At 64.8% G+C, this 25,624-nt stretch carries 24 protein-coding genes and 1 pseudogene; 12 read left to right on the top strand and 13 right to left on the bottom strand.

Features of this window, described 5'->3' with window-relative positions; translation table 11 throughout:
* Positions 1 to 12: 12 nt before the first annotated feature.
* From ASE96_RS11940 to ASE96_RS11930, 3 genes are read left to right on the top strand one after another with little or no spacing between them, the layout of a single operon-like run.
* Positions 13 to 2,013: a vWA domain-containing protein gene (locus ASE96_RS11940; protein ID WP_056430423.1), complete on the top strand. Its 2,001-nt coding sequence runs from the start codon at positions 13 to 15 to the stop codon at positions 2,011 to 2,013.
* 37 nt (positions 2,014 to 2,050) lie between these two features.
* Entirely contained in the window at positions 2,051 to 2,848 is a 798-nt protein-coding gene (locus ASE96_RS11935) for an isocitrate lyase/PEP mutase family protein (RefSeq protein WP_056430420.1), read from the top strand.
* Between the two features lie 38 nt (positions 2,849 to 2,886).
* Entirely contained in the window at positions 2,887 to 3,366 is a 480-nt protein-coding gene (locus ASE96_RS11930) for a GNAT family N-acetyltransferase (RefSeq protein ID WP_056430418.1), read from the top strand.
* 45 nt (positions 3,367 to 3,411) lie between these two features.
* Here the strand turns inward: ASE96_RS11930 and ASE96_RS11925 are convergent, their stop codons facing one another.
* Together ASE96_RS11925 and ASE96_RS11920 are read right to left on the bottom strand one after the other, a co-directional pair.
* Positions 3,412 to 5,286, bottom strand: coding sequence for a Na+/H+ antiporter (locus ASE96_RS11925; RefSeq protein WP_056430415.1), 1,875 nt, complete (start codon positions 5,284 to 5,286; stop codon positions 3,412 to 3,414).
* Positions 5,287 to 5,377: 91 nt separating this feature from the next.
* Positions 5,378 to 6,337 (bottom strand): hypothetical protein, encoded by a 960-nt coding sequence (locus ASE96_RS11920; RefSeq protein WP_235500237.1) that lies wholly within the window; start codon positions 6,335 to 6,337, stop codon positions 5,378 to 5,380.
* A 255-nt stretch (positions 6,338 to 6,592) separates the two neighbouring features.
* On the opposite strand from ASE96_RS11920, the gene ASE96_RS11915 reads away from it, so the two are divergent.
* From ASE96_RS11915 to ASE96_RS19585, 3 genes and pseudogenes are all read left to right on the top strand, one after another.
* On the top strand, positions 6,593 to 6,892 hold the full coding sequence (locus ASE96_RS11915; RefSeq protein ID WP_056430408.1) for a hypothetical protein: 300 nt from the start codon (positions 6,593 to 6,595) through the stop codon (positions 6,890 to 6,892).
* 164 nt (positions 6,893 to 7,056) lie between these two features.
* Positions 7,057 to 7,266: pseudogene (locus ASE96_RS19820) on the top strand (aminoglycoside phosphotransferase family protein); the annotation flags it as partial.
* A gap of 92 nt (positions 7,267 to 7,358) precedes the next feature.
* Positions 7,359 to 7,868 (top strand): phosphotransferase, encoded by a 510-nt coding sequence (locus ASE96_RS19585; protein WP_235500236.1) that lies wholly within the window; start codon positions 7,359 to 7,361, stop codon positions 7,866 to 7,868.
* Here ASE96_RS19585 and ASE96_RS11905 read toward each other — a convergent pair.
* On the bottom strand, positions 7,800 to 8,522 hold the full coding sequence (locus ASE96_RS11905; RefSeq protein ID WP_056430405.1) for an HAD hydrolase-like protein: 723 nt from the start codon (positions 8,520 to 8,522) through the stop codon (positions 7,800 to 7,802). The two genes, ASE96_RS19585 and ASE96_RS11905, sit on opposite strands and share 69 nt — an antisense overlap.
* Positions 8,523 to 8,598: 76 nt before the next feature.
* Here ASE96_RS11905 and ASE96_RS11900 point away from each other — a divergent pair, with 76 nt between their 5' ends.
* Entirely contained in the window at positions 8,599 to 9,066 is a 468-nt protein-coding gene (locus ASE96_RS11900) for an Lrp/AsnC family transcriptional regulator (RefSeq protein ID WP_056430402.1), read from the top strand.
* Positions 9,067 to 9,070: 4 nt separating this feature from the next.
* On the opposite strand, the gene ASE96_RS11895 is transcribed toward ASE96_RS11900, so the two are convergent.
* From ASE96_RS11895 to ASE96_RS11885, 3 genes are all read right to left on the bottom strand, one after another.
* Positions 9,071 to 10,480 (bottom strand): aspartate ammonia-lyase, encoded by a 1,410-nt coding sequence (locus ASE96_RS11895; protein WP_056430399.1) that lies wholly within the window; start codon positions 10,478 to 10,480, stop codon positions 9,071 to 9,073.
* 90 nt (positions 10,481 to 10,570) lie between these two features.
* Positions 10,571 to 11,986, bottom strand: coding sequence for an aldehyde dehydrogenase family protein (locus ASE96_RS11890; protein ID WP_056430396.1), 1,416 nt, complete (start codon positions 11,984 to 11,986; stop codon positions 10,571 to 10,573).
* Positions 11,979 to 13,031 (bottom strand): homoserine dehydrogenase, encoded by a 1,053-nt coding sequence (locus ASE96_RS11885; RefSeq protein WP_056430393.1) that lies wholly within the window; start codon positions 13,029 to 13,031, stop codon positions 11,979 to 11,981. Before ASE96_RS11885 ends, ASE96_RS11890 begins: the two co-directional genes overlap by 8 nt.
* 302 nt (positions 13,032 to 13,333) lie before the next feature.
* Here ASE96_RS11885 and ASE96_RS11880 point away from each other — a divergent pair, with 302 nt between their 5' ends.
* The 3 genes from ASE96_RS11880 to ASE96_RS11870 all read left to right on the top strand — a co-directional run bounded on the left by ASE96_RS11880 (position 13,334) and on the right by ASE96_RS11870 (position 16,858).
* Entirely contained in the window at positions 13,334 to 14,773 is a 1,440-nt protein-coding gene (locus ASE96_RS11880) for an amino acid permease (RefSeq protein WP_056430391.1), read from the top strand.
* A gap of 101 nt (positions 14,774 to 14,874) precedes the next feature.
* A complete protein-coding gene (gene alr / locus ASE96_RS11875; protein WP_235500234.1) occupies positions 14,875 to 16,020 on the top strand; it encodes an alanine racemase in 1,146 nt (381 codons plus the stop codon).
* A gap of 37 nt (positions 16,021 to 16,057) precedes the next feature.
* Positions 16,058 to 16,858: an IclR family transcriptional regulator gene (locus tag ASE96_RS11870; protein ID WP_056430386.1), complete on the top strand. Its 801-nt coding sequence runs from the start codon at positions 16,058 to 16,060 to the stop codon at positions 16,856 to 16,858.
* Here the strand turns inward: ASE96_RS11870 and ASE96_RS11865 are convergent.
* The 3 genes from ASE96_RS11865 to ASE96_RS11855 are packed head-to-tail and all read right to left on the bottom strand — an operon-like array spanning position 16,855 to position 18,862.
* Positions 16,855 to 17,631, bottom strand: a complete 777-nt coding sequence (locus ASE96_RS11865; protein WP_056430382.1) for an IclR family transcriptional regulator — start codon at positions 17,629 to 17,631, stop codon at positions 16,855 to 16,857. The two genes, ASE96_RS11870 and ASE96_RS11865, sit on opposite strands and share 4 nt — an antisense overlap.
* 32 nt (positions 17,632 to 17,663) lie before the next feature.
* Positions 17,664 to 18,416, bottom strand: a complete 753-nt coding sequence (locus tag ASE96_RS11860; protein WP_056430379.1) for a cyclase family protein — start codon at positions 18,414 to 18,416, stop codon at positions 17,664 to 17,666.
* Positions 18,413 to 18,862: a hypothetical protein gene (locus ASE96_RS11855; protein WP_056430376.1), complete on the bottom strand. Its 450-nt coding sequence runs from the start codon at positions 18,860 to 18,862 to the stop codon at positions 18,413 to 18,415. Before ASE96_RS11855 ends, ASE96_RS11860 begins: the two co-directional genes overlap by 4 nt.
* Before the next feature lie 113 nt (positions 18,863 to 18,975).
* On the opposite strand from ASE96_RS11855, the gene mmuM reads away from it, so the two are divergent.
* A complete protein-coding gene (gene mmuM, locus ASE96_RS11850) occupies positions 18,976 to 19,938 on the top strand; it encodes a homocysteine S-methyltransferase (protein ID WP_056430372.1) in 963 nt (320 codons plus the stop codon).
* 177 nt (positions 19,939 to 20,115) lie between these two features.
* Here mmuM and ASE96_RS11845 read toward each other — a convergent pair whose 3' ends face one another.
* Entirely contained in the window at positions 20,116 to 20,481 is a 366-nt protein-coding gene (locus tag ASE96_RS11845) for a hypothetical protein (RefSeq protein WP_235500232.1), read from the bottom strand.
* A gap of 69 nt (positions 20,482 to 20,550) precedes the next feature.
* Positions 20,551 to 21,765 (bottom strand): NAD(P)/FAD-dependent oxidoreductase, encoded by a 1,215-nt coding sequence (locus tag ASE96_RS11840; protein WP_056430369.1) that lies wholly within the window; start codon positions 21,763 to 21,765, stop codon positions 20,551 to 20,553.
* A 188-nt stretch (positions 21,766 to 21,953) separates the two neighbouring features.
* On the opposite strand from ASE96_RS11840, the gene ASE96_RS11835 reads away from it, so the two are divergent.
* Positions 21,954 to 22,736 carry a GOLPH3/VPS74 family protein gene (locus ASE96_RS11835; RefSeq protein WP_056430366.1) on the top strand — a complete coding sequence of 261 codons (783 nt, stop codon included), beginning with the start codon at positions 21,954 to 21,956 and terminating at the stop codon, positions 22,734 to 22,736.
* A 35-nt stretch (positions 22,737 to 22,771) separates the two neighbouring features.
* Here ASE96_RS11835 and ASE96_RS11830 read toward each other — a convergent pair whose 3' ends face one another.
* A complete protein-coding gene (locus ASE96_RS11830; RefSeq protein ID WP_056430364.1) occupies positions 22,772 to 23,908 on the bottom strand; it encodes an amidohydrolase family protein in 1,137 nt (378 codons plus the stop codon).
* A complete protein-coding gene (locus ASE96_RS11825; protein ID WP_056430361.1) occupies positions 23,908 to 25,272 on the bottom strand; it encodes a glutamine synthetase family protein in 1,365 nt (454 codons plus the stop codon). Before ASE96_RS11825 ends, ASE96_RS11830 begins: the two co-directional genes overlap by 1 nt.
* Between the last annotated feature and the right edge of the window lie 352 nt (positions 25,273 to 25,624).

Raw genomic sequence — 25,624 nt, 5'->3', positions numbered from 1 at the left:
ACAGGAGGCCTCATGACCGCACACCACCGGTCCCGGTACAGCCGGTACCGGGGAGGACCGGATCCGCTCGCCCCGCCGGTGGACCTGGCGGAGGCGCTGGACGCCGTCGCCGAGGACGTGATGGCCGGCTACTCGCCCCGGCAGGCCCTGCAGGAGTACCTGCGGCGCGGCGGCCGCAAACGGGAAGGGCTCGACGACCTCGCCGGCCGCGTCCAGCAGCGGCGCAAGGACCTGCTGGGCCGGCACCGGCTGGACGGCACCCTCAACGAGGTCCAGAAGCTGCTGGACACCGCGGTGCTGGAGGAACGCAAACAGCTGGCCCGCGACGCCATGATGGACAACACGGACCGCGCCTTCCGCGAGATGCAGCTGCAGAACCTGCCCAAGTCCACGGCGGCAGCGGTCAACGAGCTCGCCTCCTACGACTGGCAGTCGAGCACCGCCCGGGAAGCCTACGAGCGGATCAAGGACCTGTTGGGCCGCGAGGTCCTGGACCAGCGGTTCGCCGGGATGAAGGAGGCGCTCGAGGGCGCCACCGAGGAGGACCGCGCGGCCGTGGCCGAGATGCTGCAGGACCTCAACGAGCTGCTGGACAAACACCGCCGCGGCGAGGACACCGATGCCGACTTCCAGGAGTTCATGGCCAAGCACGGCCAGTTCTTCCCGGAGAATCCGCAGTCGGTGGAGGAGCTGGTGGACGCGCTCGCCCAGCGCGCGGCCGCCGCCCAGCGGCTCCTGCAGTCCATGTCCGCCGAGCAGCGCGAGGAGCTGATGCGGCTTTCCGCGCAGGCGTTCGGCTCGCCGGAGCTTATGGCACAGCTGGGCCAACTCGATGCCAACCTGCAGGCTTTGCGCCCCGGCGAGGACTGGTCCGGCTCCGAACGCTTCGAGGGCGAGGAAGGGCTGGGACTCGGCGACGGCACCGGCGTGCTGCAGGACCTCGCCGAACTGGACGAGCTGGCCGAACAGCTCTCCCAGTCCTACAACGGCTCGCGCCTGGACGACCTGGACCTGGACGCCCTCGCCCGCCAGTTGGGGCAGGACGCCGCCGTGTCGGCCCGGACCCTCGCGGAGATCGAGCGGGCCATGCACGATGGCGGCTTCCTGCAGCGCGGCGCCGACGGCGACCTCCGGCTCTCCCCGCAGGCCATGCGGCGGCTCGGCAGGGCGCTGCTGCGGGACACCGCCAAGCAGCTCTCCGGCCGGCAGGGCCTCCGGGACACGCGCGTTGCCGGCGCGGCCGGGGAGCAGACCGGCTCCAGCCGCCCGTGGGAGTTCGGCGACGCCGAACCGTGGGACGTCACCCGGACCATCACCAACGCGATCCGCCGCACGATCGCCGACGGCGGCGACCCGCGCCACGGGCTGCGCCTGGCCGTGGATGACATCGAGGTGACAGAGACAGAGGCGCGCACGCAGGCCGCCGTCGCCCTGCTGGTGGACGTCTCCTTCTCGATGGCCGCCGAGGGACGCTGGGTGCCGATGAAACGCACCGCGCTCGCCCTGCACCACCTCGTCACCACCCGGTTCCGCGGCGACCGGCTGCAGCTGATCAGCTTCGGCCGCTATGCGCAGTCCATGGACATCGGTGAGCTCACCGCTCTGCCGGCCTTCCGGGAGCAGGGTACCAACCTGCACCACGGCCTGTTGCTGGCCGGCCGGTTCTTCCGCCAGCACCCGTCCATGCAGCCGGTCCTCCTCGTGGTGACCGACGGCGAACCCACCGCGCACCTGCTGGCCGACGGCGAATCCTGGTTCTCGTATCCGCCGGACCCGGAGACCATCCGCGTGACCGTGGCCGAGCTGGACCGCCTGGGCCGGGCCGGCACGCAGGCCACGTTCTTCCGGCTCGGCGACGACCCGGGCCTGGAGCGGTTCGTCGCCCGGATGGCCCGCCGGATCGGCGGCCGCGTTGTGGCGCCCGACACCGGGGACCTGGGCGCCGCCGTCGTGGGGGAGTACCTCCGCGCGCACTTCCGCGGACGGCCGTACGACGACGACTGGGCCGGATAGGGACCCACCTATTCGGTTGGGAGGGGAAGGGAATACTATGGCCACTTTTCGGGAACTCCACCACACCGGGGCGCCGCTCCTGCTGCCCAATGCGTGGGACGTCGGATCCGCCCTGGCATTTGCGTCAGCTGGATACCCGGCCGTCGGCACCACCAGCTTTGGGATTGCGGCAAGTGCCGGCCTGCCCGACGGCGGCCGGTCCAGCAAGGCAGTGACCGCCGCCCTGGTGAACCAGCTGTGCCGCCTGCCTGTCCACGTCACGGCGGACGTCGAAGACGGCTACGCCGATGACCCCGCCGAGGTTGCAGACTTTGTGACCCAACTGGCTGCCCAGGGCGTGGTCGGGGTCAACCTGGAGGACAGCACGGACGGGCACCTGGTCGATCCAGCAGCTTTTGCCGAGAAAGTGGCCGCCGTCAAGCGGCGCAGCCCTGCTCTGTTCATCAACGCCCGGGTGGACAACATATGGTTCGGCGAACAGGCCACTGTGGATGCCGTCCTGCTCCGCGCCCGGGCCTACGCCGACGCCGGAGCGGACGGGATCTTCGTCCCCGGACTTGTGGTCCCGGAGGACATCCGGACCATCACCGCCGGTATTGGGCTGCCGGTCAACGTGCTGGCACATCCCTCGCTGACTGTTGCCGAGCTGGGCGAGCTGGGGGTCCGGCGGGTGAGTTCCGGCTCCCTGCCATACCGCGCCGCAGTGGACGCGGCGGTGAACGTGGTCAACGCCCTGCGTGACGGCCAGCAGGTCCCGGCCGCCACTCCGTACTGGGAGATGCAGTCGCGTCTCGTGTCCTTCAGCCAGCGCCCTCCGGATCCTGATCGGAGGTAAGGGTGGACGCCGCTTCGCCTGCTCCTCATGATGAAGCCATGACTTCCGACGATTCTGCAGGCGGCCAGAGGCCGCGGCGGGCGACCCTGGACGACGCCGCCGTCATTGCCCAGTTGCTTCATGACTTCAACACTGAATTCTCGACGCCGACGCCCGGCACCCAGGAACTTGAATCACGATTGACGCAACTCCTGGCGGGGGACGACGTGGTGGTCCTGCTGACCGGGGAGCCAGCGAGCGGGGTTGCTGTGCTTAGTTTCCGGCCCAACGTCTGGTACCGGGGGCCGGTCGCGATCCTCGACGAGCTCTACGTCCGTCCAGAGCTCCGCGGTCACCGCCTCGGCAGCGCACTCCTGGACGCGGCCCTCGATTTGGTGCGCAGCCGGGGCGGTGCACTCCTTGAGATCAACGTGGACGGCGAGGACACCGATGCGCGCCGTTTCTATGAAGCACACGGGTTCACCAACACCGAACCCAACCAGACAGACCCAATGCTTTACTACTATCGTGAGCTCTGAAACGGGCACGTTGTTCACGGCGAGGGAAGGTGTTCTGTCCTGCCGTCAGCCCAGCAGGTCGTCCTGATAGCACCAGCGCCAGTCTTCGCCCGGCTCGATGCTCCGCATCACCGGGTGCCCGGTCGCTTCGAAGTGCCTCGAGGCGTGGCTGCCGGGTGAGGAATCACAGCACCCCACTCTGCCGCACGCCAGGCACATCCGCAGGTGCACCGTCGTGGTGCCTTCCCTCCGGCAGCTCGCGCAGAAGGGGTCCGCGGGTACGTCCCTAGACCGGGCCGACTCGAGGTGGGCACATACTCCGCCCGGCCGCGCGATCCCTTCCCCGCCGCCCTCGCCGGAGGTGTCCACCTCGTCCAGCGCCATGTCCAACATGGATTCCTCAACATCCAGCCGGTCCAGCACATCACTGAGGACCTCCTGCGCGTACTCGCCGCCCCGCCTCAGTTCCAGTACCTTGGCCCGTTCCGCTTCCAGCATGGCCAGCCGCAGCCAGGCGTAACGCGCGCTGGGGGTCGCCGTTTCCGCCGATGGGCGGCCGAGCCGTTCCCAAGCAGCCAACCCGCGCTCCTGGGTGCGGCGTTTCAGCATGGCCACCACCTCTGGCGGATCGTTTTCCGTACGCAGTTCCTGCAGGCGTGCCACGCCCGCAGCGGTGGCCAGCTGCATCAGCGAAGCCTGGTTCAGCGCGTCTTCGCGCTGGTCCGGGCCCTGGACCTTCAGGAGACGGACCAGCCCCGGAAGAGTGAACCCCTGCAGCGTCAGCGTGCCGCCCACCACCACCAGGGCGGCCAGGATCAGCACCGAACGGTGCTCCAGATCTGCGGGCAGCACCAGCACCGCGGCCAGGGTGACCACTCCCCGCATCCCGGCCCAAGAGACAATCGCCGCGAACTGCCACGGCGGCGCCGGGTCGTTCCGCCGCACGGCCGGAATCAGGCGGGGCAGGTACGTGGCCGGGAAAACCCACACCGGCCGGAGCACCAGCACCGCCAGCAGGATCACAGCGCAGCCGGCCCAAATCCGGCCGGCGCCCAGAGAGTCGTCCTGGACGCCGTCGATGATGGTCCGCACCTGCAGCCCGATCAGCAGGAAGACTGCGTTTTCCAGCAGAAACTGCACAGTGTTCCAATTGCTGCGCTGGCTCAGCCGGGCGGCACCGTTGGGCATGGATGGCGCCTTGGTGCCCATCACCAACCCGGTAACGACGACGGCGAGTACGCCGGACGCATGGATCGCCTCCGCGGGAAGGTAGGCGACCAGCGGGGCGATCAACGACGTCGACGTGTTAATGGCGACGTTCCGGGTCCGCTTGCGGAGCTCGGTCAGCACGTAGGCGGCCGCCATGCCCACCACCACCCCGCCCCCGGCCGCTAGCAGGAAGTCCCCGGCGATCCCCGTCACGGACACAGACCCCGAGATGGCGGCGATGGCGGCGCGAAGGCAGATCAGGGCGGTGGCGTCGTTGACCAGGGATTCACCCTCCAGGATGGTGACGATCCTGCGCGGCATCCGCACCTTCCTCGCGATGGCGGTGGCCGCCACAGCATCCGGCGGCGCCACGACCGCGCCGAGAGCGATAGCGGCAGCCAGCGGAATTTCCGGGAACAACCACCAGACCACAAAGCCCACGGCGAAGGTTCCGAAGATGACGTAGCCCACCGAGAGCAGTCCGATGGCGCGGCGGTTGGAGCTGAAATCGAAGAGCGAAGTCCGCAGCGCCGCGGCGTACAGCAGCGGCGGCAAGAGTCCCACAAGGACCACTTCAGGGTTCAGCTCAATCTGCGGAACGAAGGGGAGGAACGAGCCCACCACGCCGGCCAACACCAGCAGCAGTGGAACCGAAATGTTGAGCTTCCGGCCCAGCGCGCTGCCGGCACAGACCACCCCGACGAGAACCAGGAGTCCCAGCGCGATGTCCATTGGGACATTGTCTCAGCTGGAGGAAAACGTGTCTGGGCCGGCGGAGGACCAAAACAGCATGGCCGTGCTCAATCGCGGGTGAGCCCGGATTTTATGTGGAGGGGAAGGTCGGCACGTCCGGCCGCCGGCGGGCGGCAATGGATTTGACCCCCAGCCCCGCCAACGCGATGACCAGAGCCAGCAAGACTTTGGGAGCTGCTCCACCCGCGGGTCCAAGTGTTGCCGCCAGGATCTGCCGACTCATCAACAGCATCTCCTGCAGGTCGCCAGCCAGTACGCGCGTCCCCAGAACGTAGTTGACGGAGATGAACAGGGCGGGAACCACCCACAACAGGGCAAGGTTCAGGGCCCACACCGCGGCCCGCCGCGCAGGACGAAGGCCGCACCATGCCAGGGCACAACCAACGAGGATGGCGGGAATCCAGTGAGCCAGGGACGGCACTGCCGCTGGGACGTTGATGTGGCCAACGAAGCCGACGACCCACTCCACCGTCCACGAAGCGAACGGCACCGCCACGAGTCCGGCGCCCAGTGCCGCCAGGCTCCGTGACCTTGAACAGAGCAGCAGGTGCGCAACGAGGGCAGCAGCGAGGGATGCGGTCACGCCCGCGAGCAACCCGGCGAAGTAGAGGCTTGCCGTTGTTCCGCCCGTCAAGCCGCCGTCGAGCACGGTGAAGGACTGGACGGCAGCCGTGGACTGGACCACAAGAACGCCGGCTGCCGCGCACCACGCCACCAGTCGCCGTCGGGCGGGGGACCAGATGCGCACCGCAAGTCCGGCTGCCGCACCTCCCACGGTGAGGAGGGCTACGATCGTGGTGAGTTCGTATTGGCTTAGCGGCAGTAACGACACGGGCATCTGGTCCGGAGCGACGTCGGCGCCCCACAAATTCTGCAGTGGGAGCTGTGCGCCGGTCACCAGCCAGGGGCCCAAACCGAGCAATCCCGCGAGGATCCCGATCAGCCACCCCCAAGCGGCATCCCCGGCGGGAGTTCGGCGTGGTGGTCTGCTGGGAGCTGTCTGGTCCATCGCTTGAGCGGGAAGGCTCACGGAGGCTCCTTGCGTCTGAGCGCTCTGGGAGGGACGCGCACGAGAAATGGGTTATCCCGTCCAGAATAATACACCGAATGGACTAACCCAGTCGCCCCACCCACAAGGTGGACGATGACCTCCGGGATCGGGTCTTCCGGATCAACGTCACCGCCCTCATGCGCGGCGCCGGCTCACGTCCACCTTCCGGCCCTATCGGGATGACGCTGGACGGCCTATCGTGGTCCCTGCCACAGCGCGAGGGAAGGAAGGACGATGTTCACCCTGCAGATTAGCTATCCGGTCCGGGAATACGAGGCTTTCAAGAAAGTGTTCGACACGGATCCCGCAGGCCGCGCAGCCTCGGGCGCCCGATCTGTCCGCTTGTTCCGGGATACCGAGGACCAGAACAGCGTGGCCGTGCTCCTGGACTTCGACACCAAGGACGCCGCGACTGAATTTCTGGGAAATTTGCGCAGCCAGGTGTGGGACAAACCCGAGGTCATGGGGCAGCTCATGTCGGCAGCGCCAACAGCCAGGATTCTGGAGGAGACGGCCCGCGAGGGCACGGGCTGACCCCCGAGAATCCGGGGTCCTCGCCGGATGAGTTTCGTGCCCGGCGTCCCCAGGTCGACGGCGGGACATCCCGCCGGCGACCGATTCCATTTCCTCCAGCGGGCTGGATCATGGCGGGAAAGGATCGGACTGCATTCCAGGCGCAAAGGAAGACGGAGCCCTGAATGGCGGGAATGCCCCCAGCCACGCTGGAAGTCAATGACGCCGTCGTCCAGTCCCTCGTCCGGGACCAGCGGCCCGATCTGGCCGATCGCCCCCTGGTGCGGGTCACGAACGGCTGGGACAACGCGACCTTCCGGCTCGGCGACGACCTGGCCGTCCGGCTGCCGCGCAGGGCGGAGGCCGTGCCGCTGATCCTGCATGAGCAGCGCTACCTTCCCGGCATCTCCCGCCGCTCCCCGGTGGCGGTTCCTGTCCCCGTCCACGCCGGCCGGCCGGCGCCGGACTTTCCTGGCCGTGGAGCATCGTGCGGTGGGTCCCCGGAACCGCCGCGGCCGACGTCGGCCCCGCCGGCCGTGGGCCGGCCGCCGATGGTCTGGCCGATTTCCTCCTCGCCCTCCACGTGCCCGCCGACACCGGCGTACCCGTGAATCCCTTCCGCGGCGTGCCGCTGCTGGAGCGCGACACTGCGGTGGTGGAACGGCTCCGGGACCGCGAACGCTACCCGCAGGCAGCAGCGCTGAGAGCAGTGTGGGCGCAGGCCTGTGCCGCCAAAGCCTGGGACGGTCCGCCGATGATGCTCCACGGGGACCTTCACCCGGGCAATGTCCTGCTGGCGGGCAGATCCTGGAAGGCTGACTTAGGGAACCGCTGGCAGGGCCTCCCCCAGCCTCAGCGCCCGATACCGGGGACCCTGGCGCCGCCGTCGTTTCCACCGAATGAGATTCAAAGGCAGACCTGTGAACCGCTACAGTATGGCGCCTGCCTGGCGAGTGGGGCGGTGGCTGTTCTGCAGGAAGATTTGCACCAGGGCTGAAGGTGAGGCGGCCACCGCGGCCGCTCCCGACGCTTCTTCCGCGCCGCCGTATCCCCAAGGCACGAAGATGGTGGAGATGCCGTGGTCCGCTGCTCCCGCGACATCATGGCTTCGGTCCCCGACCATCACCGGATGGGAGATGTCGACGCCGTAGGAGTCGAGACGGAGCAGCAGTTCGGCAATGACCTCCGCCTTGGTGGCCCGTCCCTCGCTGTCCGAGGCACCGCATACGGTGACGAAGTGGCGTTCTATGCCAAACCGTCGCGCGAGTCGTACGGCCTGATCTTCCACTTTGGAAGTGGCCACAGCCATGGGTATGCCGGCTGACTGTAGATCCTCCAGCAGTTCGATGATTCCGGCGTAAAGGCTGGACTGCTCAGCACCATTATCCGCATACGCTTTGCGATACTGTTGGAGGGCTCTTTGGGCGGTTGGTTCGTCCAGCCCTGCCACTGTTCTGAAGGACTCGATCATCGGCGGGCCGACAAACCGGCACAGTTCATCCTGTGACGGGATGGATGCGCCTACAGCGGCCAGGGCTTGGGCGGCACTTGATGTAACACCAGGTGCGGAGTCGAGCAGCGTTCCGTCCATGTCGAACAGGACGCAGGTTATGTCCTTAAGCGTCGGACGGTTTTGGTGCGGAAGTATCATTTCTCAGGAACTTTCGGTCTTGGCGTTGGTTCAGCTCGGGTTGTGCCCGGGGATTGATTTGCTGTGAAGGGTAGGCATGGATCGAGTGAGTCTTGATCAGATAGACCAGAGGATCTTTGCGGAGCTCACGAAGAACGCACGCATTAGTCACGCGGAACTGGCAACGAAGGTGTTGCTTTCACGGAATGCGGTGCGCCAGCGGATCGACCGGATGGAACGGCAAGGGTATATCCAGGGGTACACAGTTGTGTCGGGCCCGCCCGGCCAGAGTCCCGTATCTGCCTTCCTGATGGTCTATCGGAAGGACCGTGTGCGGGGTTCGGACGTCATCACAGTTCTGCGGACCATTCCGGAAGTGGTTTTGTGTGATGTCGTCAGCGGTGACTTCGATCTCCTCGTGAGAATTGAGGCCCGGTCGCTGGAAAGGATCCAGGAGATCTGGGAGCAGATCGCCGCGCTTCCCGGCGTCACCGACACCGTCACGGCAATGACGCTTTCCAGTGTCATTAGGCGGGGCACCGGTGGAGTCGGCAACGCGGAATGAGCGGTCAGACGGGCGACATGGCGGTCTCCTCAACGGGCCGCACGGCGGCTTCAAGCAGCTTCTGGGCCGCGTCCCGGTCCAGGAGCCTCCTACCGGTGACGACGTCAAGAATCGTAGATCCATTGTGGAGGGCCTCTTTGGCGACTGCTGCTGCGGCCGTGTAACCGATGGCCGGAATCAGCGCCGTCGCAAGGCCCGCTGAGACTGCCGTCTGGCGGGCGAGTCGTTCGGTGTTTGCTTCGATGCCTTCCAAGCAGTGAGTCCGGAGAACGCGTACTCCTTGTTTGAGCCACGAAATGCTCTGAAGAAGTACGTGGGCAATAACAGGCTCAAAAGCGTTGAGCTGGAGTTGGCCGTTGTCCGCCGCCATCGTGACTGTCGTGTCTGCTCCGGCGACCGCGAAAGCGATCTGGTTCATGGTCTCCGGAATCACGGGGTTTACCTTTCCCGGCATGATTGACGACCCGGCCTGACGGGGAGGCAGGATGATCTCGCCAAAGCCGTTCTGCGGTCCGCTGGACAGCAGCCGGAGGTCGCTGCTGATCTTGGACAGCTTTATCGCCGTCCGTTTCAGCATTCCCGACATGTGCATGAAAACGCCGACATCAGACGTTGCCTCGACGAGGTCAGCGGCACGAACGAGCCGGACGCCAGAGACTTCGGACAGTACCCGCAGTACAAGCTGTTGATATCCCGGCTCGGCGGTGATGCCTGTGCCGATGGCAGTGGCGCCCAGACTGCACTCACGCATAAGGCCCGTGGACTCAAGGAGCCGGGCGCGGTCTTCTTCCAGTGTTGCGGCGAATGCATTGAATTCCTGCCCGAGGGTCATCGGAACAGCGTCCTGAAGTTGGGTCCTGCCCATCTTTACGACGGCGGCGAATTCGGCGGCTTTTCCTCTGGCCGTGTCGGCAAGTTTGCCCAGTTCATGGTGGAGTTCCGCGGTGGCGAAAATCAGGGCCAGCTTGATCGCCGTTGGATACGTGTCATTGGTGGATTGGCACCGGTTGACATGATCGATCGGATGCAGGTGCTGGTACTCTCCGCGGCGGTGGCCCAGTTTTTCCAAGGCAAGGTTCGCGATCACTTCGTTCGCGTTCATGTTCGTGCTTGTGCCCGCTCCACCCTGAATGACGTCCACGCAAAACTGCTCATGGTGCTGTCCATCCTGGATTTCCTGGCACGACTCGCGGATTGCCTGGCTCTGCGCGTGCGTGAGGACCCCGAGCTCGCAATTGGCCTGAGCCGCGGCGCTCTTGATCATCGCCAAGGCGCGTACCAGATGCGGGTGACGGGAGACAGGAATACCGCTGATGGTGAAGTTCTCCAAAGCACGGGCAGTGTGGGCTCCCCAGTAGACCGCAGCCGGCACGGGAATGCTGCCGAGCGAATCAGTCTCGATGCGGGTGGTCATGATGTTCCGTTCTCTAATGTGGAATCGTTTTTGCAGGGCCAATGTGGCTGGTCCGAGCGAAAGGTGGAGGAGCGCAGCGCCCCTCCGTCCCTAGTTCTTGATGCAGATGACCTTCGGCTGAGTCATTTCCTCATAGGCGAAGCGGACGCCTTCCCTGCCCATGCTTCCGTACTTGGAACCCCCGAACGGCATGCCATCGAACCGGTAGTCCGAGGAGTCGTTGATCATGACGCCGCCTGCTTCCAGCTGGCGGGCAGCGTCCATGGCCCTGCCCAGGGAGTCCGTGAAAATGCCTGCGTGGAGGCTGAAGTCGATGGCATTCGCAACTTCGATGGCCTCCTCGAAGGTGCTGAAAGGATGGAGCATGACAACGGGGCCGAACACTTCTTCCTTCCACAGCCTGCTGTCTGCCGGGACGGCTTCCAGGACGGTCGGCTGAAGAACATTGCCGTCCGCCACGTTGCCAGTGAGAACCACAGCGCCAGCGTCAATCGCCTCGTCCAGCTTGCTCCGGAGTTCGCTCAATGCGACAGGGCTGATCATCGGGCCCACATCGGTCCGCTCGTCCGACGGGTCGCCGGCAACCAAGATCGCCGTTGCATCCAGGAAGCGCTGGCGGAACTCGGCGTACAACGACTTAGCCACGAGGATGCGCTGCACCCCCACGCAGTTCTGGCCGGCGGCCCAGAATGCACCGGAAACGCAGGATTCAACGGCGTCCTCAATATCAGCGTCGTTCAGGACGATCACCGGCGCGTTTCCGCCCAGATCCATCGAAAGTTTCTTCAACCCGGCGGTGCGGGCGATGCTCTCTCCAGTGGAGAAACCACCAGTAAAGGACACCATTCGTACGTCGCGGGACGCAATGATGCTTTCGGCCACGTCCCGGTCGCCGTGTACAACAAAGAGGACTTCGGGCGGGAGCCCGGCGTCCACGAGGGCATCCGTGAGCAATTGGGCCGACAGGGGCGTCAGAGCGGAAGGCTTAAGGATCACAGCGTTCCCTCCGGCGATGGCCGGCCCGATCTTGTGTGCCACCAAGTTGAGCGGGTCGTTGAAAGGCGTGATCGCCGCAATGATGCCCAGCGGCTCCCGGGAGTACCAGCCGGTCCGGTCCTCCGAGCCCTCATAAGAGTCGAACGGGATGACCTCGCCGGCGTTCCTGCGGGCCTCGTCTGCGGAGAGGCGGAGGGTGTTGACGGCTCGCAGCACCTCTTTTCGTGCCTGCCGGATGGTCTTTCCGGACTCGGCCACAATGGTGCGAGCGAACTCTTCGTTCCGGTGTTCGATGTCCGTCGCGGCGGCGTCAAGAATCTTCCCGCGTGCATTGCGGGACAAAGCCCGGGCCTTCCTCGCGCCGGAGCGTGCCACTTCGAGCACCGCTTCGCCGGCCGTCGAGGCGGTCAGTGGAACTGTGCCGACCACCCTCCCGTCGTAGGGGCTTGTCACCTCCCGGAGGTTCTGCGACAGCGCCGTTTCCATGCGGAACATGGTGGACTCAGACATGTGCAACTGCCTCCGTCTTGGCAGCGTGCATGGCGATGATGTCAGAAAGCAACGCATAAGCGGTCTCCACGCGACCGGCTCCCGGTCCCGAGACGGTGACTTGACCCAGGAGATCGGTATCGAAGGCGACGGCGTTCGTCGCGCCCGAAACCCCGGCCAGCCCGTGGTCGAGGGGCAGCTCGACGGGATTAACACCTGCTGTTATGGTCCCGTCGGGGTTCCGCTGAGCCGAACCGACCAGTTTCCAGCGGCGTCCTGCCCGGGCAGCGTTCTGGATATCTTCCGGCGTCACCGTCGAGATTCCGTGCCGCTGAACATCCTTGAGTTCGATGCCGGCATCGAGAAGCTCGTTGGCGAGGATCAGGACTTTGAGCTGAACGTCGTAACCCTCGACATCTGCTGCGGGATTTGCCTCGGCGTAGCCAAGTTCCTGTGCCTCGCAAATGGCCGCGTCGTAGTCCAAACCTGCTTCCATCCGCCCCAGCACGTAGTTGCTGGTGCCGTTGAGGATGCCTTCGAAGCCGTTCAGCTTGAGGCCAGCGAACATCTTCTTGGCCAAGCGGATGACGGGTGTGCCGCTCATGACGGCACCTTCGAACTCGAAATGCACTCCGTTCTGTTCGGCCATTGACGTCAGTTCGGCACCGCGGAGAGCAACCGGACCTTTGTTCGTGGTGCACACGCTCTTGCCGGCTTCGAGCGCCCATCGGACGTGGGACACGGCAGGCTCGCCGTCTTCGGGGTTTGTGTAGGTGGCCTCGCAGATGATGTCCGCTGGGCATGTACGGATGACTGCTTCGTTGTGGGTGTCCGCGGATCCGCCATGCTCGGCGAAGGTTTCCCCGCCGCTGCCCAGGTTCAGGGCCATGGAAAGATCAATTCCCTCGGACTGGACCAGCGATCCGAGGCGAAGATCGGTGATGGCAACTACCCGCAGGCCAAAACCCAAATCTGAACGAAGTGCCTCGCCGCGTGTGGCGATCAGTTCGGCCAGGGTCCTGTTTACGCCGCCGAAGCCGATCAGCGCGATGTCATACGTGGTCATGGTGCTCCTTCAGTCAATAAGGTTGGTCACCCAATATTGACGGCACTGCGTGTCCGTCAGGGCATGTGATTTTGACCGAAGAACGGGGCGAACTGACCATCCGCATGTCGATTCGACACCTACGACCCCAAGTAACATACGTGCGACATATGCATGTTTGGATGTTTTTAATGACCGCTAGGGCCATTCCGTGTTACCTTCGTCACCATCCTCTTGTGCAGCTCCAGCCACCCCGTGGCGCTTCAACCCGAGGCTCACGCGCACCGATCGCCGCTGACCTGACCACTCACCTGGGAGACACCATGGAATCCTCATCAACCATCAAGCTTGAACAACACCCAACGGCCCCGCCGGTGGCCGAACCAGGGCTCCGCCGGTCCATGGGGCCGCGGCATCTCGTCATGATCGCCATGGGCGGCGTGATCGGATCCGGACTCTTCCTGAGTTCGGGTTACACGATTTCCCAGGCCGGTCCGCTTGGTGCCGTCATCGCCTACCTCATCGGCTCCTTTGTGGTGTATCTCGTGATGGCCTGCCTCGGCGAACTTGCCATCGCCTACCCGGTCTCGGGTGCGTTCCACATTTACGCCGCAAGGTCCATCGGGCCCGCCACCGGCTTCGCCACGGCCTGGCTGTACTGGCTTTGCTGGGCCGTAGCCATCGGATCGGAGTTCACAGCCTCCGGTCTCCTCATGCAACGCTGGTTCCCGGGCATAGATGTGTGGGTTTGGTGCTTAATTTTCGCCTCACTCCTGTTCGGCCTCAACGCAGTTTCCTCGAAGTTCTTTGGCGAATCCGAGTTCTGGTTCGCCATCGTCAAAGTCGCAGCGATCGTGGGCCTCATTGTTCTCGGCGGCGCCGCATTGTTCGGTTTTCATCCGCTCAGCGAGGGAGGCAACCACCCCGTCCTGTTCGAGAACTTCAACACTGCCGGCGGCCTTTTCCCTAACGGCTTTACGGGTGTGCTCGTGACGGCACTTGCGGTGTTCTACGCTTTCTCCGGATCCGAGCTCATCGGCGTTGCCGCAGGCGAGACGGCAGATCCCGCCACCAGCATCCCCAAGGCGATGCGCAGTACAGTCGTGCGCCTGCTCATCTTCTTCGTCGGTGCGATCGCCGTCATCGCCGCAACCGTCCCGTTTGACGAGGTCGGACTGGACGAAAGTCCGTTCGTGACAGTCTTCTCCTCCATCGGTGTTCCGTTTGCCGCCGACATCATGAACTTCGTTATCATCACGGCACTTCTGTCCGCCGGCAACAGCGGCCTATTCTCCTGCGCCCGGATGCTCTACTCCCTCGCCGATGAGGGACACGCCCCGCGGGTGCTGAAGAAACTAACCCAACGCGGTATCCCCATGGTTGCGCTGTCCGTCAGCATGCTGGGCGGCCTGGCCTCGCTTATCAGCAGTGTCATGGCACCCGAAACGGTGTACCTGGCCCTCGTTTCGGTTGCGGGCTTCGCCGTCGTGGGGGTCTGGATGTCGATCGTTGCCTCGCACTTCTTCCACCGGAGGGCTTTCGTCAAAAACGGTGGCGATGTCGCAGCCCTTCCGTACCGGGCCCCGTTGTTTCCGCTGGTCCCGATCCTGGCTTTCACGCTGTGCCTCGTTTCGCTCATCGGTATTGCCTTTGACCCGAACCAGATCGCGGCACTGTACTTCGGAGTTCCCTTCGTGGGTGCCTGCTACGCCTTTTTCTACTTCAAGTACGGGCGCCAGCCGCGAACGGTCGAGTCGGCCTAGTTGCACCGTTCACCCTCATCAACTCAGCTTCGCGGCCTGGGCGTTCCGTGTCCCCGGCCGCGAAGCTGTCCCACGGATAAGACATGAAATCCCAACACCTGATGCACCATGTGGGCAGCTCCATCCAGAACGTCGGCAACTGGCTGGAGATTGACGCCGTCGCCTTCGAGTCAAATGTCCGCGGCGTCCTGTCGATGATCGATCATCAAGCGCTTCTGTGCGCGGTGGTCAAGGCCGATGCCTACGGCCATGGAGCTGACCTGGTGCTCCCATCCCTCGTACGGCTTGGCGTCCCTTTCGTCGGAGTCGGAAATAACGAGGAGGCGGCCCTCGCGCGCCGCTGCGGTTTTGAGGGCCGGATCCTGCGTGTCCGTGCCGCAGCGCCGCAGGAGATAAAAGCCGGGCTGGACCATGACATCGAAGAACTTGTCGCCGATCCGGAGAGCGCGTGGGAGATGCACAACATCGCCGCCGACGCGGGAAAATCGATTCGAATCCATCTCGACATCAATTCTTCCGGGATGAGCAGGCACAGCCTCGATGTCTCCACCCCGCTCGGCCGGGCCTGCGCTGTAGGCATCGTCAGCCACCCGTGGCTTCAACTGGCTGGGATCATGACCCACTTCCCCACAGACGATAACCGGCATATCGAACAGGGCCTTTGGCGTTTTCACAGCCAGGCGATGACCCTGCTTCAGCTAACCGGCATTCCCCGAGAGGATGTCCTCCTGCATTGCGCGAATTCCTACGCCGCGATGCACATGCCCGGTACCTGGCTGGACATGGTCCGTGCCGGGGCGGTGCTCTACGGCGATTCGGATCCGGCGCAGGGACAGTTTCAACGGTGCCTGAGCTTCAAGGCCAGAATCGCCTCCGTCAACAGCTATGCCACCGGCAGCAAGGTCGGCTACGGGCTCACGCATACCCTGACGCGGGATTCCAGGCTGGCATCGGTGACCGCAGGCTACGGCGACGGGTACCGCCGTGCCCTGGCATGCCAGGGCAGCGTGCTCGTTCATGGCCGCCGTGCTGCCATTGTGGACCTTGTCTCCATGAATTCCATGGTGGTAGATGTCACCGACATCGCGGATGTCTCTCCCGGGGACGAGGTGGTGCTCTTCGGGCGGCAAGGAAGCGAAGAAATCACCGCCGAAGAGCTGGAAACAGCGAATTCGGCCATCCTCGCTGACCTTTATACCGTGTGGGCGGGAGGGCGCCGCATCCTTGTCAGCCCTAAGGACGTGTGAGAATGGGCGTGGCTATCGGGCGGAAGGAGCGTTGACAGTGGATTCTTCCTCGGAATCGTCGTCCATGACACAAGGTCTTCGCATTGTCCGCTTGGTCGCGGACCGGGAAAAGTGGGGCAGGCGGCTTCTAGGCGTATCTCAGCTCGCCTCCGAACTTGACCTGGAACAGAGCCGTGTGTCCCGGCTGACCCAGGAATTGTGCGATCTGGGACTGTTGGAACGTGTCGAGAGGGGGCCATTTCGAACTGGTCCGCGATTCTTCGCCTTGGCGGACTCGCTTAACAGCGGCTGGGTTCGCGACTCAAGAACCGAGCTGGAAACTTTGGTGGCCACGTTCGGCCTCAGATTCAGAATCTCCGTCCGCGACGGCTTCCGCGTCATTCTCCTGCGGGCTTCCACCAACGATGCCCTCCCCGGAAGCTTCGTAAAGCCCGGTATGGTGACACCGGTATGGTGCACCGGATCCGGCCGGGCGCTGCTTTGGGACCACGAACAATCGACGATTAATGACCTGCTCAGCGAGGTCAGCTTCATCGGCGTCGGCGGTCCGGGAGCGGCTCATTCGCCGGCTGAGGTCTTCGAACTGATGGACCGGGACAGGCCCCGCGGCTTCATCGTGGCGGCGGAAGAGTTCGAGCACGGCATCTATGAACTGGCAGTCCCTGTCCGCAACGCTGAGGGAACGATTCTTGCCGCCCTTAGTGTCCTAGGCGCCCGGAACGCGATCGAACCGATTGCCAAGCGCATCGCCAAGGCCATGGCGGAAGCCGCTGGACGGCTCGGGCCCTGCGACCTCAGTGCGCGGGACGATGCCGGTCACGAAGGCATTCCCAGCTAAGCCTGCTCCTGCGGCGACGAGTGACCAAGCGACGACTCCAGCCACCGTCCCCACCTCACCAGAGCCGCGGCGCAGAGTTCACGACGCGGCTCCAGCCGCTTCTTGGGCCCTACAACCTGTAGCGCAGCCGCCACGTCGCCTTTGAAATCCCGGATCGGAACGGCCAGGGAATAGAGGCCGGGCTCGGCCTCCTCATCGACGATGGAGTAGCCCCGCGCACGCGCGTCACGCAGCCGGGTGAGGAAGTCCTCGACATCCACGGGCGTGTTGGGGCCATGGCGGACGAATGCAGCGGCAGCAAGAACGGTTCGGACCTCGGCGTCCGACGCCTCCCACAGCAATGCCTGGCCGGCGTCACTGCAGTAAGCAGGGTAGGGCCGGCCCAGCCACGAGCCGACCATATGGCTGCTGGTCGGAACGCGTTCACCGATGGTCACCGTGCTGTCTCCGCTCAGCACACCCAGAAAGCACCCTTCGTCCGTTTCGCGGGCAAGGCCTTCCAGGGCAGTTGCGCCGTCGGTCTGCAGCCGTTGCTCTGTCAGCAGCTGCGCGTCCGTAAAGAGCGACCAGTCCAACGCGTAGGACCGCTGTTCCCGGCGTTCCAGGAAGCCCTCCTGCTGTGCTCCCCGCAGACTCCGCGAAACCTGGCTGCGGTCCTTGCCCAAATCGGCTGCTATGTCGGCGACAGTCCCGCCGGGGAGGCCTTTTGCGTTGCGGGAGCCAACCGCGAAGACGGCCATGATTCCGCGCCCCATGCTGGATGTCTTAGGCATGGACCCGATTCTAGTCGCCGGATGGACCCGTTTTAGTGGATTGCAAAGACCCTGGCGGGAAAGCCGCTGCCCTGTAGCGGCTTCGGCCATGTTGCAATGAGCGCGGCTCCCGCTTCGGGAAGCCCATCAAGGTTTGCCAGTAGCTCGATCTGCCAGCGGTTCTTCGCCAGAACGTAGGTCTCCAGGCTGAAATCCTGCCGGGAAGTGGCTAATCCCGGATCCGTGTCCGTCTGTTCATGGCCGAGAGCCGCAATTGACCGCTCTTCTATCAGGAACGTGAGAACTTCCTGCGACCAGCCCGGCGTGTGGCTGACGCCCGCGCCGTCCCTGTTTGCCATCGCGTCCGCGTCAGGCCAGCGACGGCTCCACCCGGTCCGCAGGGCTACAAAGGAGCCCGCCGGGACGGTGCCGTTGCGGCACTCCCACGCCTGGATATCCTCCACCGTAGGGCAGGCATCAGCGTTTGCACCGACTCGATCGGTGATGTCCAGGATGACCAGGGGAAGGACCATGTCCTCAACCGGGATCTGGTCCAGCGTCAGGCCCCCGCGGATGAAGTGCGAGGGGGGATCAACGTGCGTTCCCCATTGCCCGATGATGGAATAGCGGTCGGCGGTGAACCCGTCGCCCTTCGCCAGGTCGTACACAGCTTCCCTGACCTCGTCCGGGAATGCCGGGAAATGCGGCTGACCGGGGTGGAAGGCATGCGTCAAATCGGTAAATGTCCTGCCGGCAAGCAGCGGCTGGAGATCGTCCCAGAGTGCCGTCTTGGTGGCTCCAATCATGACGCGGCCTGGTGGTCGTAGGCTGCCGCCAACGCCGTGCAAGAGACACTGAGAGGCCCGGACAGTTCGATGACCGGCACTTCCCAAGGATGGATTTCCACGATGCGGCGTATGATCCGGTCCACTGCGGCGTCCTCCAAGGCAGCGTCGAAGTACGTGGTGAAGGCAAGGGTCGTCGAAATCGTCCGCTGTCCCACCTGCCCCAGCGTGGGGTTGGCTCCCTCCGACACGGTGAATCCCTCAAAACCGACACCAGACTCAAAGACGTGCCTGTAGTTTCCGAAATCACCCAGTTCCGGGGATGCTGCCAAAGCCTGGAGCAGTGCCGCTATGCCTTGGTCATCCTGAAATGCCTCGGCTTCGCCCTTTGTGAGCCGAGTGAAAATCTCTGACGATATGGGCCAATGCACGCGCAGCTTACGGACGGTCTTCATCTCAATGTCCATGGGGACGCCTCTTCCTCGCGGTTCTCAGGTTGCTTGAGTGTCATCGTGACATATAGTGATGATCATTACAAGCAACTACAAATGCTTATTACGACTAGCAGGAAGGGTTGCTGATGCCCAGGAACGCGAAGTTGTCCCACATGCTCAGGGCCGGCGAAAAAGTAGTGGCGGACGGTGCGCTCGCTACAGAGCTTGAGGCGCGCGGCTGTGATCTGGCAGACCCCCTCTGGTCTGCCAAAGTCCTGTTGGAACAGCCGGATTTAATCAGGCAGGTCCACCGCGATTACTTCCGCGCCGGCGCCGCGGTCGCCATCACGGCGAGCTATCAGGCCACGCCTCAAGGATTCCTTCAGCGCGGCATTGTCGAGGCCAAAGCGCTGGAGTTGGTGGAATTGAGTGTGCGCTTGGCCGACGAGGCGCGGCGCGAGCACCTGAACGAACATCCGGGTGCTGGTCCGTTGCTGGTTGCCGGGTCTGTGGGCCCTTATGGCGCCTACCTCGCGGACGGATCGGAATACCGGGGTGACTACGTCCTCGGAAAGCGCGGTTTCATGGACTTCCACCGGCCACGGATTGCGGCGTTGGTGGGGGCAGGGGCCGATTTCGTGGCATGTGAGACGCTGCCATCACTCCCGGAGGCCGAGGCGCTATTGGACCTGGTGGAAGAGTTCGACGTCGAGTCCTGGTTCTCCTTCACACTCCGGGACGGTGAGCGTATCAGCGACGGGACTTCTCTGGCCGACGTCGCAGGGCTCTGCGGAGGACATCCGCACGTGGCAGCCATCGGTGTGAATTGTGTGCCGTTGGAGCTGGTTTCGCCCTCCCTTGAGGCCCTTCGTCAAGCCACGAGTAAGCCACTGGTCGTGTACCCGAATTCGGGCGAATGTTATGACCCGGTCAGCAAGACCTGGGGACCGGGCGAGGCGGTGTCCGGCGCCGCAGAATCCCGTGGCTCGCAGCCTTCAAGCCTTGCGGAAGGGGCAGCCACCTGGCAGGAACTGGGTGCGCGGATCATAGGAGGGTGCTGCCGGACCACACCCAGGGATATCGCTGCCTTGGCCCGGTCCGTGGACTAATCGTTAGGGGAGCGTCGCCAAACCGGTTCGACCGTCGTTGGCTTAGTCGGCTTTGAACAGGGCGGCGTCCCGTGCGATGCCTCAGACCCTCGGTCCCCAAGGACAGCTCGGCTCGGTCAACATCCAAAATGACGCCGGACGACGGCGGGAGGTCCCGCCGTCGTCCGCTTGGCAGATTCAGTCCTGGGTGCTGAGCTGCCAATGGACTTTGATGGCCTCGGCGATGGGGTCGGCGGCGACGTCGACCCGGAAAGCAACAGGCGCTGTTCCTGTCTCTTCGATGACCGAGTCACAGTACACGCGGCCGCAGGAGGGGCACAGGGTGTAGAGATCCTCATCCGCAGGCCATGCCGCCAGCCCGGCCGGGACCGGGGTGCTGTCTCCGCTGTAGACGGGGACGCCCTGTGCATTGGCCTGGATCAACCCGTCCTTGCTGACGGTGTTGCCGCACACGCAGGTGATGGTGGTGACATCATGGCCGATCACGTCGGCGGTTTCAGTGCCCATGCTGACCTCCCCGGTGATGGAAAAGACGTTGCTCAACCAGCTTATGCCTGCTGATCCCTGTGGTCGCCTGGAACTTGATAAACGGCAGGTGGCGGCCGTTCAGGCCTAGGCGCGGCCCTTGAGGATCAGGTTCCAGTAGACCTTGGGGAAGATGTCGCGGTCCACAACCCATGATGCCCGGTTCGCTTTCCACGTTGGCACCTTCGGGACAGAGGGCATGGGCCGGTACTGGTCATCAAACTCGGCGAAGACAACCGAAGAGCGGGCCACTGTGAAGGGGCACACCGAGTATCCGTCGTACTTCTCCGTCAGGGGCTTTCCGTCCCGGGCCGCAACCAGGTTCTTGGCGAGGACCTTCGTCTGCTTTCGCAGCGCACCGCCGGACTTGGAGTTGGTGGTGGCCGCGGCATCCCCCAAGGACCAGATGTTCGGGAAGCGGACGTGTCGGAGCGTCTGCGGATCCACCTCCACAAATCCGCCCGGGTCGCCGGGTGCGGGCAGCTCCGTGGCCTTCAGCCAGTCCGGGGCCGACTGCGGCGGGACGGCATTGAGCACGTCGTAGTGCAGCTCCTCGGCGAGCCCGGTGGCATTGTTCCGGATCAGCGCGTTCTGCGCCGACGCGTCCACCGACACCAGTTCGCTGTTCAGCCGCAGTTCGATGCCGTACTCGGCAATCTTGCGGTTCAGCTCTTCATCCACGCCGGCCACCCCGAACACGGTGGGGTAGGGCTGCACCATGACCACCCGGATGTCCTGGAGGACGCCCTGCTCCCGCCAGTAATTGCAGGCCAAGTACATCGGTTTCTGCGCGGCCCCGCCGCACTTGATGGGGCCGGAGGGCATGGTGAAAACCGCGGTTCCGGCCTTGAGTCCACGGAACAGCGTCCAGGACTTGGCGGCCAGGGTGAACTCATAGTGGGACGTACCGGAGGGGGAGTGGACGGCGTCGGCCAGGCCAGGGATCTTGTCCCAATCCAGCTGCAGGCCGGGGCAGACCACCAGGTGCCCGAACTTCAACTGGCCGCCCGACGCCAGCGACACCGTGTTGCTCGCCGGGTCGATGTCCACCGCTCCGTCCCGGATCCATTCCACGCCCTCCGGCATCACGGAACGCTGGGGCCGGGTGGCTTCTGATGCATTCGCCCTCCCGCCGGCGATGTGCGAGAACAGCGGCTGGTAAAAGTGGGTGTCCTGCGGCTCCACCACGGCCACATCCTTCACGCCGTAGCGATGGAGGCGCGCCGCCAGGGAGACGCCGGCGTTGCCGCCGCCGATAATGAGGACTTCGTATTCCACGGGTGTTCCCTTGCTCAGCGACATCGGCGCTCCTCGGATAGGCGGTTCCGGCAGCGCACTCGTGAACAGCCGCGGAGCCTCAATAGTAAGCATGGTGATCTTTATTGGGTATCGTCCGCTTGCCGGGCCGCAAGCTCCTAAAGTGCACACGCCGACGTCGACGCTGGCAAGTTCCCATTGTGGCGGCCGCCCGCCTGCGCCACGATGTTCGTATGAACGCTGAAACGCCGCAGGCGGCGGAGCTGAACCTTCCCCAGGCCTTCCTCCTTCTCGCAACGAACGACCAAGACGGGAAACCTGAGGTGCCGATGTTCGCGCTCAGGACCACTCTGGCCGGGGCCATACTGGCCGAGCTGGAGCTGATCGGTGCCATCGGGCTGCAGGGGAAGCACGTCAGGGCCACCGGCACCGCCCCACCGACGGACTTGCAGCACGAGCTGGAGCTCATCCGGGGCAAGTCCCGGCCCCACACGCCCAAGCGGTGGGTGTCCATGCTGGAGGGCCGCGCCGAAATGCAGCGCGTCTACGAGGGGATGGCGGCACTGGGCATCGTGGAACATGTCGGCGAAAAACACCTGGGTGTGTTCCGGAGCGTGCGGTACCCGGAGAAGGACCACGCTCCGGAGGCGGCGCTCCTGGAAAAGATCCAGGCCGCACTCGGCGGTGCGCCGGCCGAGGCCGGTTCGCCGTCGGAATCCGCGACGCCCGACGCCGGGACGCCTGATACCGGGGCGCCTGCTGCTGCGGCGGCCGACGCCGGGCCCGCGGCGGAGACGACCGCTCCCGCGACGCCTGACGCCAAGGCCCCCGATGCCAGGACCACCGCGCTGATCGCCCTGCTTCAGGCGGCCGGGCTGCTCAGCAAGCTGGTACCGGCAGCAGACAAAATCCGGGCCAGTGAACTGGCGAACGACTACTGGCCCTCCCGCGCGGTGGAGGACGAACTGCGCATGATCAGACTGGCGGAGGAAGAGGAACCAGGCATCGGAGCCTGACTGACATCGCCAGGCGCGGGATCTCGGGCCGGCGCTCAGGGGAGCCCGTACACGCGGCGGGCGTTGTCATGTGCGACAAGTTGCACGATCCTGCGGGCATCCGCCTCGGAACAGTCGTCGTCGTCGATCCATCCGCCCACTACCTTGGTGATGGCGTTGCGCCACAGCCTCGCTCCGAGGTAGTGCAGTTCGGCGGGGCCGAACGCGTCGGAGGAGTAGAGGACTTTTGTGAAGGGGGCCAGTTCGAAGGAGCGGGCCACCAGATCCCGGCTCCGTGACCCGGTGAAATTCACGGCAAGGCCCACATCGATATAGACGTTTTCAAAGGCGTGGGCCAAGTAGCCGGCTTCGCGCTCGAACGGATAGCAGTGGAGCAGCATGATGGGGGTGTCCCGGACCTCGGCGGACCGCAGAAAGTCCAAGAGGTATAGGGGATTGGTTTTGTGGAGGTCCAGGTCGCGATCGCCGAATCCGACGTGGAACTGCAGCGGAAGCTTCATCGCCACCGCCGTGTGAATCCCGTGGGCAATCAGGGTCATATCGGTGAGCCTGGTGCCGGTGCGCGAGGTCTCCTGCCAGCGGCCGGCTGCTTCCGCCACCGCAGCCGGTGGGGGTCGGCTGAGATTCCGGTCGAATCCGGTGCGGTAGGCCAGAACCGTCTTGACGCCCACGGCGCCGCGGGTGAGCTCGTGAAGCCGCTGGCCGAATTCGTCGACGTATTCTGCCGGGTTGGCAATCTCCCGGAGCAGCGCCTCGGCCACCGGTTCCAGCCGCACGATCTCGTGGGTCCGCCCGCCGGAGACCTCGGCCAGGCCGGCCATGCCGAGGTAGTCAGGGCCCTCCAGTCCCGTATCGACCAGCCAGTCGCTCACCCCGGCGGCGCGGGTCATGCGCCGGCACACCTCGAGTTCTCCCAGCTCGAAGCGCCGGCGCCAGTAGTCCGCCGGTGGGGCGTGCCGTGGCAGGTCAAGAATGCCGCTGCACCAGCGGCGGATGGCGAGCCCGAGTTGTGTGTTGTAGGCGTCCTCCGGGGTGGCCAGCGGTTCGGTGTTCCCCTCGTTGAGCGCGTTCTGAAAGCGTGCCTCATCGCCGTCGGCGGAAAACGCGCCATGCACGTGGTGATCAACAAGGCTGACGTGGTCAACGAAGTCCGGGAAGGAGCCGCCCGCCATTAGATCGACCAGGCCAGTCGAAAGCGTTCGGCCAGCTCGTCCGGCGGTAGGTCCGCGGAGATCCGCTGTTCGTAGCGCCGGACGGCCACCGTGGCATCCACGATGGCTTCCCCGAGCAGTCCGCGCGCAAGGCGTGACGTGTCCAGCGTGTCGATGATGGCGGCAGGGGAGTCTGCGAGCAGTAGGACGTTGGCCCGGCGCCGCTCCTCGTCCGAAAGCCGTCCGGGGTCACCCGGGATCTCTGCCGGAAGCTGGCGCCCGCCGCGGACGCCGTGAAGGGCGAGTGCCAGGATGGCTGCGGAGGCCAGATACACGTTTGCCGACGGATCGACGATTTTTACCTCGACGTTGGCTCCGTGCGGATTGCTCTTTCCCCCGTCCAGAAAGCGCACGGAGGCTTCCCGGTTCTCCAGGCCCCAGCACAAATACGCGCCGGACCACGAGCCGGGTGCCAGGCGGCTTCCGGACAGAACTGATCCCGTGAGGAACCCTTGGATCTCGGGGAGTCCTGCGATGATGCCGCCAATGGCCGCGCCTCCCTCGGCGCCGATGCCGTGCGGTCCGCTGCCGCCGGAGAACAGCGGCACGCCGTCCTTATGGAGCGACAAGTGCTGGTGGGCGCCGTTCCCGACCATGCCGGCAAACGGCAACGGGGAGAACGATGCCTGCAGGCTGTGGGCCCGGGCGACGATGCCAACAATGGTCTTGGCGAGGACCACGCTGTCAGCAGCCTGCACCGGCGGGGCCGGGGGAAGGGAAAACTCGAACTGGTTTCTGCCGTACTCGGCGTGGATCTGCTCCATCGGAAGGCCGGCCTGGTGCAGCGCTGACAGCAGGTCATCGAGGAGGTCCGCGCGGTCCAAGAGGCCGGTTGCCCCGTACGGAACCCAGGGCGCGTTTTCCAGCGCTGAACCGTCCGGGGCGACGAGGAAGAATTCCAGTTCGTGGCCCACGAGAGCGTGGTATCCGGCCTCCTCGAGGCTGCTCTCGACGTCGCCCAGAAGGCCGCGGGTACAGACCGGAGACACGGCGCCGTCTTGTTCGAACAGGCTGGCCGGTGCCCAGGCCCGGCCGCCCGGCAGGACACGGAGCCCTGCGATATCGATCCTGAGGCGCATGTCACCCACGGTGGTGATGCTGTCCGTGAACGCTATCCCGCCGTCGATGGCGAAGACGTGCCAGACGGGGGCAGCGCCCATCCCGGCTTCGTGGAAGGTTTTGAGCCGGGCCAACGGAACGCTCTTGGCCAGCGTGAGGCCCGAAGCATTCACCACCGTACCGATCACGGTACGGACGCCGGCCGCTTCGAGCTCGCGCTGAGCCCTTGCAACGGCGGATTCGTCGGCTGCTGCGAATTGGGTCATGCGCCTATCATGCGGCGACTCCCGGTCCAATGAAAGGTTCAAAAGATGTGCCGACTTTTGGCTTGCGCCGCTGCGACGGCGGCACCGGCGTCAGCGCCGCCATCCGCGCCGCCTCGGGCGCGGTCTGCCCGGGTGTTCCGGGATGCAGAGGACAAGAATAGCGTCGCAGTGCTCAGCAGCGCCCAGCAAACACTGGGAAAATCCGGGGCAAATTCCCAGCTTCTCTGCGGTACCGTACGCAACATTTGACTGGCTCGGACTGCCGTGGCACGCGCGCGCCGAACTTAATGCAAGCGCTTACACACGATGCCGATACCCGGCCCCGGGCGCCCGACGCAGGGTTTGGTAACCC

This window comes from Arthrobacter sp. Leaf69, assembly GCF_001422645.1.
In the GTDB taxonomy this organism is placed as follows: Bacteria; Actinomycetota; Actinomycetes; order Actinomycetales; family Micrococcaceae; genus Arthrobacter.
The sequence above is the reverse complement of the archived record's forward strand: the minus strand, read 5'-3'. Positions and strand labels throughout refer to the sequence as shown.

Coding starts and splice junctions, on each gene's coding strand:
- ASE96_RS11940 (WP_056430423.1), top strand. CDS start 13: ATGACCGCACACCACCGGTCCCGGTACAGCCGGTACCGGGGAGGACCG.
- ASE96_RS11935 (WP_056430420.1), top strand. CDS start 2,051: ATGGCCACTTTTCGGGAACTCCACCACACCGGGGCGCCGCTCCTGCTG.
- ASE96_RS11930 (WP_056430418.1), top strand. CDS start 2,887: ATGACTTCCGACGATTCTGCAGGCGGCCAGAGGCCGCGGCGGGCGACC.
- ASE96_RS11925 (WP_056430415.1), bottom strand. CDS start 5,286: ATGGACATCGCGCTGGGACTCCTGGTTCTCGTCGGGGTGGTCTGTGCC.
- ASE96_RS11915 (WP_056430408.1), top strand. CDS start 6,593: ATGTTCACCCTGCAGATTAGCTATCCGGTCCGGGAATACGAGGCTTTC.
- ASE96_RS11905 (WP_056430405.1), bottom strand. CDS start 8,522: ATGATACTTCCGCACCAAAACCGTCCGACGCTTAAGGACATAACCTGC.
- ASE96_RS11900 (WP_056430402.1), top strand. CDS start 8,599: ATGGATCGAGTGAGTCTTGATCAGATAGACCAGAGGATCTTTGCGGAG.
- ASE96_RS11895 (WP_056430399.1), bottom strand. CDS start 10,480: ATGACCACCCGCATCGAGACTGATTCGCTCGGCAGCATTCCCGTGCCG.
- ASE96_RS11890 (WP_056430396.1), bottom strand. CDS start 11,986: ATGTCTGAGTCCACCATGTTCCGCATGGAAACGGCGCTGTCGCAGAAC.
- ASE96_RS11885 (WP_056430393.1), bottom strand. CDS start 13,031: ATGACCACGTATGACATCGCGCTGATCGGCTTCGGCGGCGTAAACAGG.
- ASE96_RS11880 (WP_056430391.1), top strand. CDS start 13,334: ATGGAATCCTCATCAACCATCAAGCTTGAACAACACCCAACGGCCCCG.
- alr (WP_235500234.1), top strand. CDS start 14,875: ATGCACCATGTGGGCAGCTCCATCCAGAACGTCGGCAACTGGCTGGAG.
- ASE96_RS11865 (WP_056430382.1), bottom strand. CDS start 17,631: ATGCCTAAGACATCCAGCATGGGGCGCGGAATCATGGCCGTCTTCGCG.
- ASE96_RS11860 (WP_056430379.1), bottom strand. CDS start 18,416: ATGATTGGAGCCACCAAGACGGCACTCTGGGACGATCTCCAGCCGCTG.
- ASE96_RS11855 (WP_056430376.1), bottom strand. CDS start 18,862: ATGGACATTGAGATGAAGACCGTCCGTAAGCTGCGCGTGCATTGGCCC.
- mmuM (WP_056430372.1), top strand. CDS start 18,976: ATGCCCAGGAACGCGAAGTTGTCCCACATGCTCAGGGCCGGCGAAAAA.
- ASE96_RS11840 (WP_056430369.1), bottom strand. CDS start 21,765: ATGTCGCTGAGCAAGGGAACACCCGTGGAATACGAAGTCCTCATTATC.
- ASE96_RS11835 (WP_056430366.1), top strand. CDS start 21,954: ATGAACGCTGAAACGCCGCAGGCGGCGGAGCTGAACCTTCCCCAGGCC.
- ASE96_RS11830 (WP_056430364.1), bottom strand. CDS start 23,908: ATGGCGGGCGGCTCCTTCCCGGACTTCGTTGACCACGTCAGCCTTGTT.
- ASE96_RS11825 (WP_056430361.1), bottom strand. CDS start 25,272: ATGACCCAATTCGCAGCAGCCGACGAATCCGCCGTTGCAAGGGCTCAG.